Consider the following 17,968-nt stretch of genomic DNA (forward strand, 5'->3'; position numbering starts at 1 on the left):
TGAGCGGCGTTACACTTAGGTCAAAGTGATTCCTCGCCTCAAACGAAAGGAAGGTCAACGATGATTGAAACTGCACAGGCTTTTGGCGTTGACATTGGCGGTTCCGGCATCAAGGCCGCACCGGTGGATCTGGTCAAGGGTGATTTCGCCGAGCCTCGTCTGAAGATTCTGACCCCGGAAGTCTCCACCCCGGATGCCGTGGCCAAGATCGTCAAGCAGCAACTCGATCACTTTGAAGTTCCGGAATCCGCTCCTGTGGGCATTGCATTCCCCGCTCCGATTAAGCCCGGTCAGAAGCTGGACTTCATGGCCAACCTTGATCAGTCCTGGATCGGTGTGGATGTCACCGAGGTCTTTTCTGAGGCATGCGGTCGCCCGGTCGTTGTGGTCAACGATGCTGATGCAGCCGGCCTCGCCGAAGTACAGTATGGTGCGGCCAAGGGGCAGGAAGGCCTCGTCATTGCCACCACGCTGGGCACCGGCATCGGAACCGCGCTGATCTACAACGGCCAGTTGATTCCCAACACCGAGCTGGGCCACATCATTCTGAGCGCCAAGCATCTGGATGCTGAGAAGTACGCATCCTCCGCCGTGCGCGAGAACGAGGATCTGGGCTACAAGAAGTGGGCCAAGCGTCTGACCAAGTACTACGGTCTGATGGAGAAGTACTTCAACCCTGATCTGTTCACCGTAGGCGGTGGCGTGAGCCGCGTGAGCGAAAAGTTCCTTCCGTACGTGGACATCAAGACGCCGATTGTACCGGCCAAGCTGCGTAACCAGGCTGGCATCGTTGGCGCCGCCTACTACGCCAGCACCAAGCAGCAGTGAAATAGACAATAAATAGCCTTGTTTTCAGGCTCTCCTCTTGCGAGGAGAGCCTTTTTGTTGGGCAGGCGCATTGCAGAGTAGAAAGTCGAAGAAAAGGGTGGGGCAGGTTCTAATGTGGGAGCCTATGACCGTGCATTTCTCCTCTCGAGTGGATATCAGTGCTCCGAATCCGATTGCCGCCGCGGAAGCCCAAGCCAAGGCGCAGGGCATAACGCTTGGCAAGCTCAATGATTCCAACCCAACTCGTCATGGATTGGCTCCGGCATTGGTGTCGAGCGTGTATACGGCCGATCCGCGTGGTCCTCGAGCGGCACGGGAAGCCCTGGCAGCATTCCTTACTTCCGTCAGCGCGGATGATGTGTATATCCTAAGTTCCACGTCGGAAGCCTATTCATGGCTGATCAAACTCCTGTGCGATCCTGGTGACGCAGTATTGGCGCCTAAGCCCGGATACCCGCTGATCGAATCCATTGCACGGCTCGAGGGTGTTGCAACCGTGGAGTATCAGCTGCAATTCGATGGCTCATGGTTCATCGATGTCTCCGGTCTCGAAGAGATTCTTGCCTCGCCGCATGGCGCGAATATTCGCGCGTTGGTGCTGATTAATCCCAACAATCCATCCGGTTCGTATGTGAAACCCGATGAGCGTAAAGCCATCGTGGAACTTTGCAGCCGCCATGACATCGCATTGATTGCCGACGAAGTGTTCTATGACTACAGTCTCGAACCATTCGATGGCAATGCGCGTTTGGCGGGCGAATCTGGTGTGCTCACTTTCGCACTCGATGGTTTTTCCAAAATGCTGGCCGCGCCGCATGCCAAAGTAGGCTGGATTCAGGTCTCCGGACCGGCTGAAGATGTGGCGGAGGCCAAGCGCCGTCTTGACGTCATCGCCGACGACTACCTGCCGATGAGCGACATCATCGCCGAGAAGATTCCCGCACTGCTTGAGGCGGCTCCCGCACAGACCGCCCGCGTGCAGGAACGTGTGCGCGGCAATCTTGCACGGCTGCATGAGATGCTCGCCGCTGACCCTAATGGATTGGTAAGCGTGCTGCGCGCCGAAGGCGGTTGGAATGTGCTGCTGCGTGTGCCTGCCGTAATCGATGAAAATGAACTGGTATTAAGCCTCATTGAACATCACAAGCTCAGCGGACATCCCGGCTATTTCTTCGATATGACTTCCAACGGTTATTTGGCCATCTCCCTGCTGCCTGAGCCGGAAGAGTTCGAGCATAATGTGCAAGCAGTGCTGGATGAGGTGTCCGCTCTGCTGGCAAGCTAGGCCTACAATAGGCGGCATGGGATTCTTCTTTAAGTCCAAAGAGCTGCCGCGTCCGCAATCGTTGACCTTCCGCCTTGATCAGGCCGGTCATACCTATGATGATGGTCAGTTAGGGCTTGCACCTACCACATTGACCATCAGCGAGAAGCGCGTGGCAATCATCGGACTGAATGGAGCTGGCAAATCCACGTTGCTGGGTTTGCTTGATGGCACGTTGAAAGCCACTGCTGGTACGGTCAGCATAGAAGGCGGCGGCGAGCAGCTCGACCCGAGCGTGAAGAAAGATGCCAAGCGCATCAATGATTTGGTTGGCATTGTGCGCCGCGAGGAGATTCCGAACGCGTTCTACCGTGCGGAGAATATCTCTGAGGCTGTTGCCGAAGCGTTGAAGAAGCATAAGATTCCGGAAGGGGAGCGGCAGGCTCGCATCGGCAATCTGTTCGCGCATTTTGATTTGGCGCAGGTGTCTCGTGCCAAGGCCAGCGAACTGGATTCGCTCAAACGTCATCTGCTGGCTATCGCCGCAGCGTTGAGCTTCGAACCTAGTGCCATCGTTGCGGACGAGCCCAGCAAGGGTTTGGATGAGATCGGTACCGCGCATGTGGCGAGAGCATTGTTCAGCTATGACAAGCAGGTGATTTTCGCCACGCATGATACGGATATGATTCGCAGGCCCGAATATGCAATCGACCGTGCACTCGTACTGGACGAGCACACGGTCGTGTTCGATGGCACTCCTCAGGATGCCGTGGCGTTTTATGAGGATCTGATTCGCCGCAAGTACGAGACGGCGAAGAAGGAGAATAGCTAAATTTGCTTCTCTCCCTCCGTCATCGCTTGCGCGATGCCACCTCCCTCATCAGAGGGAGGCGAGACGGAACCTACGCGAAGTAGAAGCCGCGGAAACCGTATTGGTAGACGCGGTAGATGTAGGCAGTGGAGAGGTTCATCGTGTACTGGGCCTTCAAATTGCCGCTGTCATCGTAGACGCCGAACACGCCCTGCATACCGGTATCCACCAAGTTGAGATCGTCAGAGAGCTCCTGAGCGGAGGAGACATACGGGGAATACGGCACATCGAAGGATTGCACTTCGGTGTAAGTTCCAGCGTTCTCATCAACCAGATACTTACGGAACTGAGAGTTCGAATCCTTATCCTTGGAAGACTGGGCAGTGGAGATACCGTCAATCACCGTCCAATCGTAATCCGGACGAGTCATGGCGTAACCGAAGTTGTTATCGAACAAGTACACATAATACTGGCCAGACGGCAGTGAGGAATCATACTGCACGGTGATGGAATGCTGGCCGCCGGTATCACCGAAATCGCCGACCTTGGTCAGGAAGGAATCCTGCTCACTCGTGCCATCCCAGACGCTCGGCTCGCCGATCATATAATCTAGCGTCGGCGTGCCCTCGATATCGTTGACCTTGATCATCGTGGAGGTTTCGCGCGCGGACAGCAGTGCGGAACCATCATCCATCAGCTGAATCGTGTTGAAATGAATCCAATCCCAACGGTTCTTGGCGGTCGGATCGGATTCATCAATGCCGGAATGATCGGTGGAGGACTTGTAATCGGAGAACAGTTCGCCGAAATCAACCAAGAGACTCACCTTGCCGGTATTGGTATCGACCTTAATCACCTGATCTTGCACGGCATGGTCGCTACGCTTCAAATCAGTGGCCAAAGACACGATATTGCCATCGGAATCAAGCGCATAATCATGGTGCAGAATAAAACGGTCACCCAGATCAATGTTCTTGACAATCTTGCCCAGGCGATTCATGGCCACGAAGTTCTTAGTGGAGGCAGACAGCCACATCAAGCCATTGTTGTCGAACAGCAGACGGTGGGAGCGGTAGTATAGCACAGGCACTTCGCCGCGCAGCACGCCGTTCGCATCGTAGTAGTACATGAAGTCCTGCTCGTTGGAATCATTGCCGAGAATCGCATACAGGCCATTGCCAAGCTCACCGAGCGTGGTGCTATCCGGTGCTGCGGTCTGCTCAAGCTGTACTTTCTCGCTGCCGAGCAGCGTCGGGCCGTTCTGCGTAATCGTGCGAGTCGTCTTCGTGCCATCAGCGGCGGTGATGGTCAGCGTCACCGTGTTCTTCACCTGAGGAATCAGACCTAAAACCAGGAATTCATGCGTGGTGGAAGCCAGTTTGTCCTCAGACACGGTGGAGACCACGGAATCCTCGTCGGAGGTGCTGGGGCTCAATGTATCTCCGGTGGAGCTTTCCGAAGCGTTGATCGCGGAACGGATGGCACTGGCAGCTTCATCGCTGGTCACAGCGGTAGCCGTGTAATCAGGGTAACCGTCCGCAGACACGGTGTAGCTTACCGTGGAAGCGGTGTCAGTGGTGAAATACACGTACATGGACGTGGTGTTTGTACCGTACGGATTCACCTTGGTGTAAATGTTGTCTACCGTACGTTCCTTGCTGTCGCGCTCTTTGGTGAGCTGCTCATCCATCATGGACTGATAGGCGGTAGTGTAAATGTTCTCAACCTGAGCATTGAGGCGTTCCACGCGGCGTTCCTTGATGGCGGCGCTGACATCATCCTTGTAGAACAGGCACAAGCCCAGTGCGATGGCGATAGTGATAACTGAGGCAAAAATTTTAAAAATGCGGGCGCGCATTGTACTGGACATGAAAATCCTCACGATAAAGCAACACAAAGCTAATGAATTACACCGGTTACATTATGGCGCGAGACTTGGAGAAATATAAGGAAAAAACTGGGCAAACACTGGAGCCAACCCTGAGATTACATGAAAAAAGTACGTAGTTATCGCTCACAATAGTGAGAACCATGATTGCACATCATGCCAGAGCACAGGATTGTTGTTGATCATCGCATCATCACGCCCTGGCACAAAGCAGCTGAGCAATGCTATGCCTACTGTCCACAGCACAAGAAGCAGCACAGTCCAACGCATCAGCCAACGCCACGGTGTGACATGAGCGATGCCATCTCCGGAAGCAGCATCATTCGCACCTGCCAACGAACGGCTCGGCTCGCGGCCGTTCACCAGCCACAACGTGCCCGGTACGGCGGCCAGCGCGGCAAGCCAGCCGAAATCAGCCAGATAACGCCAGCCAAGACCGCCCACGGAACCGTCGAATATCATCAGCGCGCCCGCCAAAATCAGACAGCTCAACAGCCAGGTGCGCATACCGTGCGTTTCCAAATTTTTCAGGAATGGCAGCACCAATGCCAGCAGCATCAGCGGCGTGGCCGTAAACAAAGCACCAACCATCACCTCGTAATACCCCCAAGTGGGCATTGGCGCGGGGGAGAGTGCCAGCCAAGGGAACTGATCGGTGAAACGCAACGGCAGGAACAGGTAATACCAAATCGTGTACGGCATATCCACCGCAGGTGTGGCGTAACGAGTCATATCGGACACCGTGAACTGGTACGCGTTGCCGAAGTTCAGCAGCGAACCGAAACGCACCTTATTCCAGATCATCAGTGGAATCACCACCGCGATGGCGGGCAGAACCATCGCGGCCGGCGCTCTGAGAGCCTTGACCGGGCTCACCGAACGCCATGCCAAGTCGCTGATCATCGCGCGAATCTGCGGCCAGAATAATGGGAAGGCAAGGAGCGCGGTCAGCGTGAAGGTCGGGCGGCATCCGAAATTGGCGGCAATACACAAAGCGCCAAGCGCGAGCCTCGGCAACGACAATGGTGCAGCGTTACCCGCATGCCAGCGGTCGGCGGCCAGCAGCGGCCGGGCCGAAGTATCCGCTCCCAGCCAGAACCACAATCCCAATGAAGTCAACGCCAATGATGCGGCGAACGGTACCTGATAGAAATTCGTGCGATATGCCAAATATCCTATTTGCGCACCAAGCAAGCCGGAAGCAACCGTTAATGACGCAGCTGCAATAGAAGTCTTCGGCATCACCCGGTGAATCAGACGCAGCAGCAGCATCGAGAAGAAGATAATGAACAGCAGCACCAGGAATTGTTCGGCGGCGCTGGTGGGCAGAATCCGGCCGGTAATCAGTCGGTATGGAGCAAACAGCAACACTGCGGGGAGCACGCCGAAATAGGAATACCAGTGCCCTCCGTAATACACGTAATCCCAATACAGGGGGCTCACTCCATCATTCAAAAGCTTAAGACGCGTGGCCACATCATACGGATTTTCGGTTTGCGCCAGCTGGCTCGGCACCTCAAGGTCCAGCCACGGGCGACCGGCTATAAGGGAATCAGCCACATGCGCATACTGGTCGAAATCATACGTGTATCCGCCTGCGGTATGGAAGGCGAGCGGAGTGGCATACAGCAGTTGCCAGACGATGGATGAGCCCAATGCCACCGTGGGAATTGCCATGATGGCGGCAAACGCCCATCGCTGGCGTGTGCTCGAAGGATTCAAAGTGATGCGCCATAGTTTGGAACCGGGGCGCCACAATGCAATAAGCAACACCAGTACAGCCATGACGGCCACGCGCACCCAATTGAAGGAGAACGGTACTTTGACATTGGCGCGCGCGTCGCTGACAGGTACTATTGCGCCGCGCTCCTCTTGAATCCATACGCGAACGACGCCAGCCCCGGATACGTTGATGTAATGGCTGCGAGCTGAACCGATGCCTATGGATTGTGCTTTGCCAGTCGTTGTCTGTGTTGTGGGTTGTGCGGCATCCTGCGTTGCGGACTGTGCTGTTGTTTGTGAGGAATCACTGGACGTGCCAGCATTATTGCCGGCAGCTGAGTCAGCAGTATTAGCGGTGTCAGCAGTGCTTGCAACGGTACTGGTAACATCCACGCGCACATGAACCGTGTTCAATGGTTTCGCAACCTTGATATCACCCTGCTCGCGGGATTGCTTCATTGCCTGTTTGCGCGCCTTATCGATGACGCTGCTGCTAACGGTATCGATACGCAGAAAATCAGATGTACCATCAGCCGTCAATTCAAGATACGCATTAGTCGGATCGGTGATGGTCAGCATGCCATCATCAGTACGTTTCAAACCACTGCCAAGCGCATTATGCACGGCGTTGGTATCCGTGCTGGCACCCATCGTGCGCCAAAACGGCGCATTGAATACGATGCACTCCAGCGAAGCGATGACGGCTAAGGCAGCCAGCACCATGAGCAGCGCATGACGAAGACGCTTGGCCATGTGAACGGTCGCGGGCTGGGCGGCGGAAATAAGTTCTTTGGAATGCACGCCCATTATTCTATAAGCTTTATGTCTGGCAAACAGTAGAGAATGAGAATCATGCCAAATCGTATGTCGAATCACAGGAATAAGCCCCACACATCTTTGCTGGGCGGGCTCAAAGATTCGATGAACGCGCTCGCTGCCGATTTAGGGCTGACCAAGCCGAAAAAAGCGGAAACGAATCCTTTTGGCGATGCGCTTCGCGAAACCAGTGAGCGCAAGGGTGGTGTGATCGATGAACTGATTCGCCATGCTGTGCCGATTAGCCCAGTGGTGAAACGTCATACCTTCCCGGCGCTCGAGAATGTGCCGGAAGGTTTGGTGCTCGGTTGGGCGCAGCTGCCATCCACGCGGGGGCGTGGCTTTTCGTTGGGCATTTTCCCAGACCGCGATCATTTTGCCCAGGTGGCGTTTGCGGATGCTCATGGCCGTGTATTCGTAGGCTCGGATCCGGACATGGACGTGCAGGAGATGCAGCCGCGTTTCATGTTCGGCAGGGAAAAAGATGTAACGTTGCCGAACGGCGAGCGTCTTGGACTCGATGAGCATTCACGAGCCGGGCGTGTGCGCTCAATGGAAGACGCATTGCGCCGGCATACCGGCAAATCAGTAAAAGCCATTGCCGGTGGCGTGGTAGGGCGTGATGATACCGGCCGTATGACGTGGCTGGCATCATGGCTGAAAACCGGTAACCGATACACGCTGGAGCAGATGCGCGCCAACCTGCCCGCAGACATGCGGCATAATCTGGAATATCGCGATGCGATTGCCATTGCGTTCTTCGCCGCATACATGCTGCCGCAGGTGAACGGTCTGCTGATTGGTTTCGGTTCGGGCAATATTTTCCGCCGTCTGAATCGAGAGGCACCCATTGGCGCGATTCGCCGTTCGGTGAGGGACACGTTGGCTGCGCGTGCTCATGGCATGCGCGCATCCGGTCTGGAAGATCATTTTGCCGATCTGATGCGCGAAGCCGGTGCATTGGACAAGCTCGAAGGCTTGGAAGCCGTGCATGGTGCCGAAGCATTGCATTTATACACGTCAAGCTATTCGAACAGCTACTTCTTTGCCTGGGATAAGTCTCTAGCGTTCACCCAAGCATTGAAAGCGCTGAAAATCGAAGGCAACTTGAACCGTTTCGCCGCGGTGAGCGCATGGCTGGAACGCAACTCGTCGCTGGGACGCACACTTACCGAAGACACGGTGACCCGTGCCGAAGCCGCCCAGATTGATATGAAGCTCATTGAAAATCCGGCAATCATGGCATTGGATCCGTACGATGGCGACGATGAACGCGAAGCCGTACTGCGATTGGTGAATATTGCGGAACAGACCGCCCAGCAGATTCGTGAAGAATTCCCCGATCCGCGCAATACTGTGCCGGATGGGTCGCAGCCAAGCGAATGGGTGTACCGTCAAACACTATCCACGTTGCTGCGCCGCCTGCGCTTGCCATATCGTTTCGATGTGGAATTCCGCTCCTGCCTGGAGAACGGGGAAGTGGCCATCGGCTTTACCACAGCCGGCACGTCGATGATGCCGGACAGTCGCTATGACGATGTAAGCCATGCATGGCGGTCGCTGTCCAGCACGGAACGTGCCGCAATGAGCGTGGCATACAATCTGCGCGTCGGTTTGATGATGGCCGCGATGAGCTTCGGCGCCAGCCCCGACGTGAAGCAGGTTTGGCTGCATATCGACTCCATTGGTTTGGAAGAAGCCATTGCCGAGCAAGACAGCGCCATCGAACAGATGATGAGCGAAGCTTTGCGCGCATTCGAACATTTGCGCAGCGGAGACCTTGGCCGCTCCAGCTCCAAAGCCGACCCCAAGGATGGCGACTTCCACGGTGACCCCACGCGCCCAATCAGTCGCGAGGAATCCTTCGGACAGAACACTGGCTCAGATGCCGGCATTGTTGGGCAAAATGAGCAGACGGATGGCCAGGATGCTGCTGAACCTGATACTGACGCTCACAGTGGCGGTGAGGGTGCTTCCGCTTCCATTGACTCCCAGTTCGAGGATCTGATGAAGGGCATCGATATCGATGCCATGTCCTTCAGCTTGGGGCCGGACGGTGACGGTTCAATGGGCGCTGACGATGATGCTGAAAACATCAAGGAGCCCAGCAACGCTGACCCGATGAGCGTGCTGCGCAGCAACCCCACAGTGCGCAACATGGTCACCGTGACGCTCACCCGCGACGCATTCTTGCGCCGGCTTAACACGGACGGTCTCGATCATCCGCAAGACACGTATCGGATGTTCGGCGCGGTGATGGATGTGGACGGCGAAGGCGGTTTGAAGCCCATCAATGCGGACTTCGATCTGACCGATAGGCGCTTTGCCCCATTGGGTGCCCAAGAAGAACCGGAACTGGAAGATCGTGTGTTCAGCTCGGCTACGGCGGCAGTGCTTGGCGCGGCGAACAGCAGCGGTCTGGCCATTCAACGAGTGGACATGCTGCAACGTGCCGTTACCGAATTCCATGCGCTTGCTCACAACGATCAGCTTGATTCCGTGGAGAAGGCGCAACATGCCATGAGCATTATCGACGCCATATGCGATCCGGAACTCACCGGATTGGCGTCCGAAGTAACCAGTGCGCTGATCGACGGCAAGGACACTCCAGATTTCAAGTTCACGCTTGCCGATGAGCTGGACAAAGACCGTTTGCGCGCTCGCGATCTGCTGTTCTCCGGGCAGGCCGATCAGGCTATTGAAGTGGCTGAAGCAGCCGTATCGCGTTTGGATCAGGCGTTCGCAGCCGGTCCGGGCGTGCCGCGCTACTTCAACTCGTACGCCGAACGTGTGATCTATAACCGTTTGTTCGCCACGATGGATGAGCGCACGATGCTTATCCCGGATAATCTGTTCTACGCGCATATGGAATTGGCGGATGTGCTCGGTCAAATCAAGGGGGCGGAAGCTGCCATACCGCATTTGAACCGTATGGTTTCGTACGCTCCAGCATATCCGTTGTCTCATTTGAAACTGGCCATCCAATTGGCTCGCAATGAGGACTGGGATTCCGCTCGCGCAGCCTGCCTGAACGCGTTGCGCGTGGCCCTGGATCGTGACGATGCCGCATTCGCATACTATCGTTTTGCCTACTGCGAGTGGATGCTCGATCATTTCGAGACCGCGGCCGCGGCCTATATTATGAGTGATCACATAGCGCCCGGAGCCATCGCCTCCCTGGAAGGTGAATTGCAGGAGCTGGTGGCTCGTGCCGATTCACAGTGCATTCATGTGCCCGAATCAGTGGATGCAGCCGCGTATGTATTGGCTTCTCATGATCTGCCAGTCTGGCCGAATATTGAAGTCGGTGGCATTGTGCGTGATGCCGCTCGCGTATGCGTGGACGAAGGCATGTTCGTGCCCGCTCGCACACTATCCGTGGCTGTGGCTCGCATGAACGATGGTGAAGGCGGAGACATCGACATCATCCAAGCCCAATACCTGCGCTCTCTAACTACCTGACCGAGTATCGGCTCCCTCTGATGGTGCAGCCTACAGCCGTAAGGCTGACTGAGGGAGAGAAGTTTCGGCATAATCTTCGATTCCATAGCTCGGCTAGGATAGTCGGTTATGAGCATTGAACAGTTGGCATGGGATTTTGACGATGGCGATACCGTTGAAGTAAAGCCGAATGAAGGGGCAACCAAGTTTGCGCCAGGTTCCGAGCAATGGATAGCTGCATTGCAGCCAACTGACGATGATGCCGTGCGCATTGACCGGTTGGACGTGAACACGTTGAGCGCCGAAGCGGCCGCTCGCCTGTGGGCGCGTGTGGCCGCCTGGGTGGAAGCCGACCAGATCGCCTACTATATCGACGATTCCCCGGTCAGCTCCGATGCCGCCTATGATGCCCGCATGCGCGTGCTGGAACGGCTCGAGGCCGCATTCCCCGCACTTGACAATCCGCAGTCTCCCACGCATCGCGTTGGCGGCACGTTCTCCAACGATTTCGCCTCCGTGCGCCATCCCAGCCGCATGATGAGCCTTGACGATGTGTTCTCCATCGAAGAGCTCAAAGACTGGTACGATTCAGTGATTCGCGACCTCGACTGGCCTCAAGGCAAGCCATTGCCGATGAGCTGCGAGGTGAAAATCGATGGGCTTGCGCTGAACCTGATCTACCGCAATGGAGTGCTGGAGCAGGGCTTGACCCGAGGCGATGGCGTCACCGGCGAAGACATCACGCTGAACGTGCGCACCATCGGCTCCATTCCAGCAAACCTTGGCGGCCCCAAGGGAGATATTCCGGACTTCGTGGAAATCCGCGGCGAAGTGTTCATGCGTTGGGATGATTTCCGCACCTTGAACGCCGAGCAGGAAGACGCCGGTCGTGCGCCGTTCGCCAATCCACGCAACGCCGCAGCCGGTTCCCTACGCCAAAAGGACCCGCGCATCACCGCCACTAGGCGACTGAGCTTCTATGCTCATGGCCTGGGCCAGCTCACGTGGGGTGCCGACCATCCACGCGGTACCCATGATGTGGTCGCCGACCAGTCACAAGCCTATGAGCTCTATCAAAAATGGGGTGTGCCGGTCTCCCCGCACAATCGTTCGGTGACCACATTCCAAGAGATTTTGGACATGATCGATTACTACGGCGAACATCGCGGCGATATCGAACATGCGCTCGACGGCATCGTGGTCAAAGTCGATGACTTGGCATTGCAGCATACGTTGGGTGCCACGTCGCGCGCGCCACGCTGGGCCATCGCCTACAAATATCCGCCTGAGGAAGTGAACACCGAACTGCTCGATATCCGTGTGCAGGTGGGGCGCACCGGTCGAGTCACGCCGGTGGCCATTTTGAAGCCCGTATATGTGGCGGGCTCCACCGTGGCCCGCACCACCTTGCATAATGCGTTCGAAGTCAAGCGCAAAGGCATTCTGATTGGCGATACCGTGGTAGTGCGCAAGGCTGGCGATGTGATTCCTGAGCTGGTCGGGCCGGTGTTGGAACGTCGTAAGGGTCGCGAAGACCAGCTGCGTGAATTTGTGATGCCTGAATATTGTCCATCCTGCGGTGCCAAGTTGGCTCCCGCCAAGGAAGGCGATAAGGATATCCGCTGCCCGAACGTGGAGAGCTGCCCGGCGCAGTTGACCGAGCGAGTCATCTCCCTGGCTTCCCGGAAGGCCTTCGATATCGAGCATTTGGGCGATCAATCGGCTATGGCGTTGACGAATCCTGAGGAAAACCGCCCGGGCTCCGTAGACACTTATGCGCCGAATATCGCGGAAATCATCGTCAAGCCGGGCGAGGAACCCGAGCCGTATGAGCCGGTCGCCGGATTGGAACTGCCGGCTGAACAGACTCCCGTGCTATTCAGCGAGGCTGGCCTGTTTGCGTTGAATGCCAACGATTTGAAGGATGTGCGCGTCTGGCGTGAAGCGGCGATCATTGAAATGCGTGAAACCGTGGATGCTAACGGTAAGAAGAAGCGTACCCGTAAGCGGGTGGGCGGCTCTGGCCTGTGGCATCAGGTGCCGGCATTCTGGACGGCTCCGGTTGCCGCTAAAAAATTGACCGCCAAGCAGTTGGCCGCGCGCGGGGGAGCTGAGGCATCGGATATCACGGTGACCGCCTACCCGGATTACGATGTTCCGGCTGATGCGGTGATTGTGCGTGTGGACCATAAGAAGACCCGTACCGGTGAGACGGATGTGCCGGTGTACATCCGCCCAGGCGAGAACACGCGCAAGATGTTCGAGGAAATGGACAAGGCCCGTCATGCCGACCTATGGCGTGTGCTGGTGGCGTTGTCGATTCGTCGTCTTGGTCCGCCCACTGCGCGCCTGATTGCCTCGGCAATGGGTTCGTTGGAAACCATCGAATCAGCCAGTGTAGAGGATTTGACGCAGATCGATGGCGTCGGCCCGGAAATCGCAGAATCCGTGGTGAACTGGTTTGCCGCCGCGCGCGAACCAGGGGATTGGCGTGGAGAGACCTTGCGAGCATGGACGGCAGCCGGTGTCGGCGTGGCAGCTGCGGAAAAGAGCACGTTGCCGCAAACTTTGGCTGGCAAAACCGTGGTAGTCACCGGTTCGCTTGAGGGCTATTCGCGAGACTCCGCCAAAGAGGCGATTCTCGAGCGTGGCGGCAAAGCCGCAGGCTCGGTGAGCAAGAAAACCGATTATGTGGTGGTCGGCGCGAACGCCGGCTCCAAGGCCGCCAAGGCCGAGGAGCTCGGCATTCCGATGCTCAACGAAGACCAATTCGGTGAGCTCTTGGAAACCGGCGAAGTCAGTGCATTGCAAGCATGATCACTGGAAACACAATCGCGCCTACCAGCATGAGCGTGCCTAATAGGCGCACATTTCCCGTGTAAAAATCTGTGGGCTCCCCACCTTTGACATCAAGGAAATGCTCCAGTTTCCAGACAAGATCGGGCTTCCATAGCAGGAACACGCCAATCGCGATGAGTATTACTTCGCTGAGCACTATTTGCAGGATGGTGGGCATCATCGCTCCTTTTCTGCGGTGAAAGTAATCTCATCATAGCTCTAGCATGCCGGCGAATTGCACGGTACTCTAGTGGGCGGCAATAAGGAGGATTGATGAGCGAAACCCGCGAGATTGAAGCAGCAATCTACAACCGTTTGAGCCGTGTGATCGACCCGGAATTAGGCCGATCGGTTACTGATTTGGGCATGATTGCCGCCATTAACGCGGTACCCTCTGCACATGATGCCGATGTCGATTATGACGTCACTGTACATGTGGAACTGACTGTTGAGGGCTGCCCACTTTCGGAAACCATCACCAATCAGATCAACGGCGCGGTCGCCTCCTACCCGGATGCCAAACTCACCCCGCATATTGAAGTCTCTTCAATGAGCCGGGACAAGCTGGACGACTTGGTGGCCGATCTAAAAGCCGAACGTAAGCAGAATCCGTTCAACAAGCCGGGCGTCAAAACCCGTATCTTCGCCATCGCATCCGGCAAGGGTGGTGTAGGCAAGTCCTCGGTAACTGCGAACCTTGCAGCCACCTTTGCGGCGCTGGGCTATGACACTGCCGCCATTGACGCGGACATCTACGGTTTCTCATTGCCTCGCCTGTTCGGTGTGCATACGCAACCGACGAACCTGAACGGCATGCTGATGCCGGTTACCGCTTGGGGCGTGAAGCTGATTTCCATCGGCATGTTCGCGGGCGCTGATCGCGCGATCCTCTGGCGCGGGCCGCGACTGCAGCGCTCGCTGGAACAGTTCCTGTCCGACGTCTGGTGGGGGCAGCCGGACGTGCTGTTGCTTGACTTGGCTCCGGGCACTGGCGATATGGCGATTTCCGTGGCTCAGGCATTGCCGAATGCGGAGCTGGTCGTCATCACCACCCCGCAGCCTTCCGCCTCCGACATTGCCGTACGCTCCGGTCTGGTCGCTCTGCAGGTGCCGATGAAGGTGCGCGGCGTCGTGGAGAACATGAGCTACTACGAGCATAAGGGCGAAAAACTGCGCATCTTCGGCGAAGGCGGCGGTCAGCGAGTCAGCGAGCAGCTGACTGAAGCGTTGGGCTATGACGTACCGTTGATGGCTCAGCTGCCGTTGGAACCTGAAGTCCGCGAAACCGGTGAGGCCGGACGCCCCGCCGTCTTGGATGTCGACGGTGCATTGCGCAATGATGGCATCGGCAAGACCTTCCGGTCCCTGGCTGAGCAGTTAATGGCGTAGCATATCCCGCAGCGAATCATTCTCATTAAGAACTGTGCGGGGATTGTTGCTGGCGAATCGCACATGATAGGGCTGGGAGTGGGCGGAATAACGCCGTTCCCAGCCGCTATGCGTCTGTGCGTTTATGTGTGTTTTCCCCGCACGTTTCTTAATGAGAACCATTCGCTGCGGTAAGCTGCCGCACAAACCAATCATCATGCGAAACAATAATCAATGCGCCAGGGTAGCCACCGAGCGTGCGTGCGAAGGCAACCTTGGAATTGAGATCAAGATGATTCGTTGGCTCATCCATCACAATAAGCTGCGGCTTACTCACCAGTCCAAGACACAGCAACAACTTACGTAGCTCACCAGGAGAAGTTACCTCACCTTGAAGAAGCCGATCAGGATCTGCATTAAGCTGTGCATACGCGCTTAACACCATCGATTTATCGGCTTGGCTTAAACCATGCAGCAATGTCATAGCCTGCTCGGTATCCGCAAGCGTTGTATTTTGCTGGATGACCAGCATAGGTATATCAATGGCAGCATCAATCATCGCGCGTATCAATGTTGTTTTCCCAGCTCCATTTGGCCCAATAATGGCAAGATGGTCACGCGGACCAATGCTGATCAATGGTATTTTCACTCCTTGAGGAGCTTCGCCATCCTGCGGAGGATTAAGCCGAATGACATTGCTTGATTGAGCCGCCACAGTCAACGATTTGTCCTTAAGCTGTTCCGGCAATAGTTGCTCATCGAATGGAATGACTTCTGATTTAAGGCGGATTAATTCGCATCTGCTACTGGGTTCGATATTCAGCCAAATATTGCCGTCGTACCGTTTGGATGCCGTCGATATCGCTTCGCCGGTTTGCCGGACCTTGGCGAGCCGGCCATTGAGCTGCGCGTATGAGCGACTGGCTCCGGCGTCCAGTCCGGTCATTTTTGCCAGATTCCTGCGATTACGGGCGTCATGATCCTTGGGATTAATGCGCTCTCCGTGCTGCTTGGCGGCCTCGACCTGCTGCACCTTGGCAAATCGTTGCGACTGTGCGGATTCCAATCGGCTGATCTCTTTTCGAGCATCGGCAAGCCGTTGCGAAGCGGCACGGTCATTACAGTGCTTCTGTTGCGCGGCTTGACTGTAATTGCCCTGATAGGTAATGATTTCGGTGAGATTTCGCCCGTTGACGTGCCTGCGTTCAAACATGATGCAGCGCGTGCAGGTGGCGTCGATGAGCGTCACATCATGGGAGACAACGATGCCAATTCCTTGGTAATTTCGCATGACCTCAATGATGGCTTGCTGAGTGGGCTCGTCAACATGGTTTGTCGGCTCATCCAAAATAAGCACGTCAGGTTTTTGTGCCAGTGCGCATGCGATTTGCAGACGCTTCCTTTCTCCTCCTGACAAGGTGTCATACCGGTACGCCCAATCATCTTCAATGCCGAGTCGCTCTCGTAGCCGAATGGTTTCAGACTGCCAATCAGCGGCGAAGTCTTCCAGATTCACGGGTCGGACCGCTATATCTTGTGGGCAGTAGCTCAACACGAGATTATTGGGCGACACTTGACCGCTATCAGGACGGAGTTTGCCTCGCGCGATCGCCATCAATGTGGATTTGCCGATACCGTTGTCGCCTAATACAGCAGTCCAACCTTGCGGGAACGTGCAGTTGACCTGAGCGAAGAGTGGGCTGCCGGCCGTCGGATAGGTAAAAGTGATATTGCTTAAGGACAAGGTGATAGGTTGCATAGGCGCCTCCATATGGTTGGGCGCACCGCCTTATGATGAGTGATGGCAGCGGATACAGGTTGATAGCAGCACGGCGGCGCGCATCGATGCGCATGGTATCCGCGGCTATCAAATCAGCAACCTAGTATGTCCTTTCTTTTGGCGATGCCAGCATAGCACATCCCGCACGGTTCCTATTGAGAACCATTCGTTGCAGGGATAGAAAGGAAGACTAATGCTGCGCTCGCCAGATATCCGGTTCGACGTAAATCTCCCACTCATACCAAGGCAGGGCGCCGCGGATATTGGTTTCGATCTTGTCGACAGTCTGCACGTCAAAATCACGATCAAGCTTCGACGTCTCGACTTTCAAGCACAGCAGTACGGAATCCTCATCCATGTGAATCGCCTGCATATTAATCAGTCGGTCCACGCCATCAGTACTTTCCACGGCCTTGACAACCTGCGCACGCGTGCTGGGATCCAGGCTTTCACCAACCAATAAAGAGCCGGACTTAAAGGCCAAAGCTGCTGAACCGCAGACCAGCACCAGGCCGACGAGCATACCACCAATGGCATCATAGAGTTCGTCGCCGGTAATAATGGAAAGGCCGATGCCCAATCCTGCGAACGCAAGGCCGATCAGCGCCAACGTATCCTCCATCATGACCGAGGCGAGCTCAGCTGACTTGGTGCGGCGCCAGAAGCCTATTAAAGAATCATCCTCTACTTTGACGCGCTTCATGCGATCGCGCGCCTCATGTATGGAAGTGTGCAGGCCGTATCCTTCCAGGCAGGCGGAAATGCCAACCACAACCAGTGCGGCAATAAGCTCCACCGATTCGGCTTCGCGCGGCACAGTACCTTCAATCAACCCGGCAAGTTTGCCCGCAGCCTGCGATACGGCGAACACGCCACCAACGAAGAAGAGCAGCGTGGCCACAATGAAACTGGCCAAATACTTCACACGATGCAAGCCGAATGGATGATCGCCGCGGGATTTGCGATCCGAAGCCTTGTCTCCCAGCATGAGCACCAATTCGTTGGCGCAATCAGCCACCGAGTGCACGGATTCTGAAAACATGGATGATGAACCGGTAAATGCGGCCGCGGCAAATTTGGCGCAAGCCACACCAACATTGGCAAGCAGTGCTGCTTTGACTGCAGCGCCTGCATTTTTCTGATCAGACACGATATATCTCCTCTTTCAAGGAGCATTATAGGCTTTCTCGTGAGCACCATTCACTGAGAGGT

At 56.0% G+C, this 17,968-nt stretch carries 11 protein-coding genes; 6 read left to right on the plus strand and 5 right to left on the minus strand.

The annotated features are described in order from the left end of the window. Positions 1-60: 60 nt before the first annotated feature. From ppgK to Tam1G_RS01820, 3 genes are all read left to right on the plus strand, one after another. Entirely contained in the window at positions 61-828 is a 768-nt protein-coding gene (gene ppgK / locus Tam1G_RS01810; protein WP_101625243.1) for a polyphosphate--glucose phosphotransferase, read from the plus strand. A gap of 124 nt (positions 829-952) precedes the next feature. Continuing rightward, a complete protein-coding gene (locus Tam1G_RS01815; protein WP_165781864.1) occupies positions 953-2,113 on the plus strand; it encodes a pyridoxal phosphate-dependent aminotransferase in 1,161 nt (386 codons plus the stop codon). Positions 2,114-2,129: 16 nt separating this feature from the next. Continuing rightward, positions 2,130-2,924, plus strand: a complete 795-nt coding sequence (locus tag Tam1G_RS01820) for an ATP-binding cassette domain-containing protein (protein ID WP_101625244.1) — start codon at positions 2,130-2,132, stop codon at positions 2,922-2,924. A gap of 70 nt (positions 2,925-2,994) precedes the next feature. Here the strand turns inward: Tam1G_RS01820 and Tam1G_RS01825 are convergent, their stop codons facing one another. Together Tam1G_RS01825 and Tam1G_RS01830 are read right to left on the minus strand one after the other, a co-directional pair. Then, a complete protein-coding gene (locus Tam1G_RS01825; RefSeq protein WP_101625245.1) occupies positions 2,995-4,773 on the minus strand; it encodes an aryl-sulfate sulfotransferase in 1,779 nt (592 codons plus the stop codon). Between the two features lie 144 nt (positions 4,774-4,917). Continuing rightward, a complete protein-coding gene (locus Tam1G_RS01830) occupies positions 4,918-7,266 on the minus strand; it encodes a hypothetical protein (RefSeq protein ID WP_242689725.1) in 2,349 nt (782 codons plus the stop codon). A gap of 168 nt (positions 7,267-7,434) precedes the next feature. On the opposite strand from Tam1G_RS01830, the gene Tam1G_RS01840 reads away from it, so the two are divergent. Further along, the gene (locus Tam1G_RS01840) at positions 7,435-10,791 is read left to right on the plus strand and encodes a tetratricopeptide repeat protein (protein ID WP_101625246.1); all 3,357 of its coding nucleotides are present in this window, start codon (positions 7,435-7,437) and stop codon (positions 10,789-10,791) included. 108 nt (positions 10,792-10,899) lie between these two features. Then, on the plus strand, positions 10,900-13,587 hold the full coding sequence (ligA, locus tag Tam1G_RS01845; RefSeq protein ID WP_101625247.1) for an NAD-dependent DNA ligase LigA: 2,688 nt from the start codon (positions 10,900-10,902) through the stop codon (positions 13,585-13,587). Here ligA and Tam1G_RS01850 read toward each other — a convergent pair. Next, a complete protein-coding gene (locus Tam1G_RS01850) occupies positions 13,568-13,789 on the minus strand; it encodes a DUF6199 family natural product biosynthesis protein (protein WP_133124961.1) in 222 nt (73 codons plus the stop codon). The two genes, ligA and Tam1G_RS01850, sit on opposite strands and share 20 nt — an antisense overlap. Positions 13,790-13,881: 92 nt before the next feature. On the opposite strand from Tam1G_RS01850, the gene Tam1G_RS01855 reads away from it, so the two are divergent. Then, the gene (locus Tam1G_RS01855; protein WP_101625249.1) at positions 13,882-14,997 is read left to right on the plus strand and encodes an Mrp/NBP35 family ATP-binding protein; all 1,116 of its coding nucleotides are present in this window, start codon (positions 13,882-13,884) and stop codon (positions 14,995-14,997) included. Between the two features lie 148 nt (positions 14,998-15,145). On the opposite strand, the gene Tam1G_RS01860 is transcribed toward Tam1G_RS01855, so the two are convergent. Both Tam1G_RS01860 and Tam1G_RS01865 read right to left on the minus strand, forming a co-directional pair. Next, a complete protein-coding gene (locus Tam1G_RS01860) occupies positions 15,146-16,735 on the minus strand; it encodes an ATP-binding cassette domain-containing protein (protein WP_101625250.1) in 1,590 nt (529 codons plus the stop codon). Between the two features lie 211 nt (positions 16,736-16,946). Beyond that, a complete protein-coding gene (locus Tam1G_RS01865; protein WP_051917324.1) occupies positions 16,947-17,909 on the minus strand; it encodes a cation diffusion facilitator family transporter in 963 nt (320 codons plus the stop codon). Positions 17,910-17,968 lie beyond the last annotated feature (59 nt).

The sequence above is a fragment of the Bifidobacterium imperatoris genome, assembly GCF_002860405.1.
Taxonomy (GTDB): Bacteria; Actinomycetota; Actinomycetes; order Actinomycetales; family Bifidobacteriaceae; genus Bifidobacterium; species Bifidobacterium imperatoris.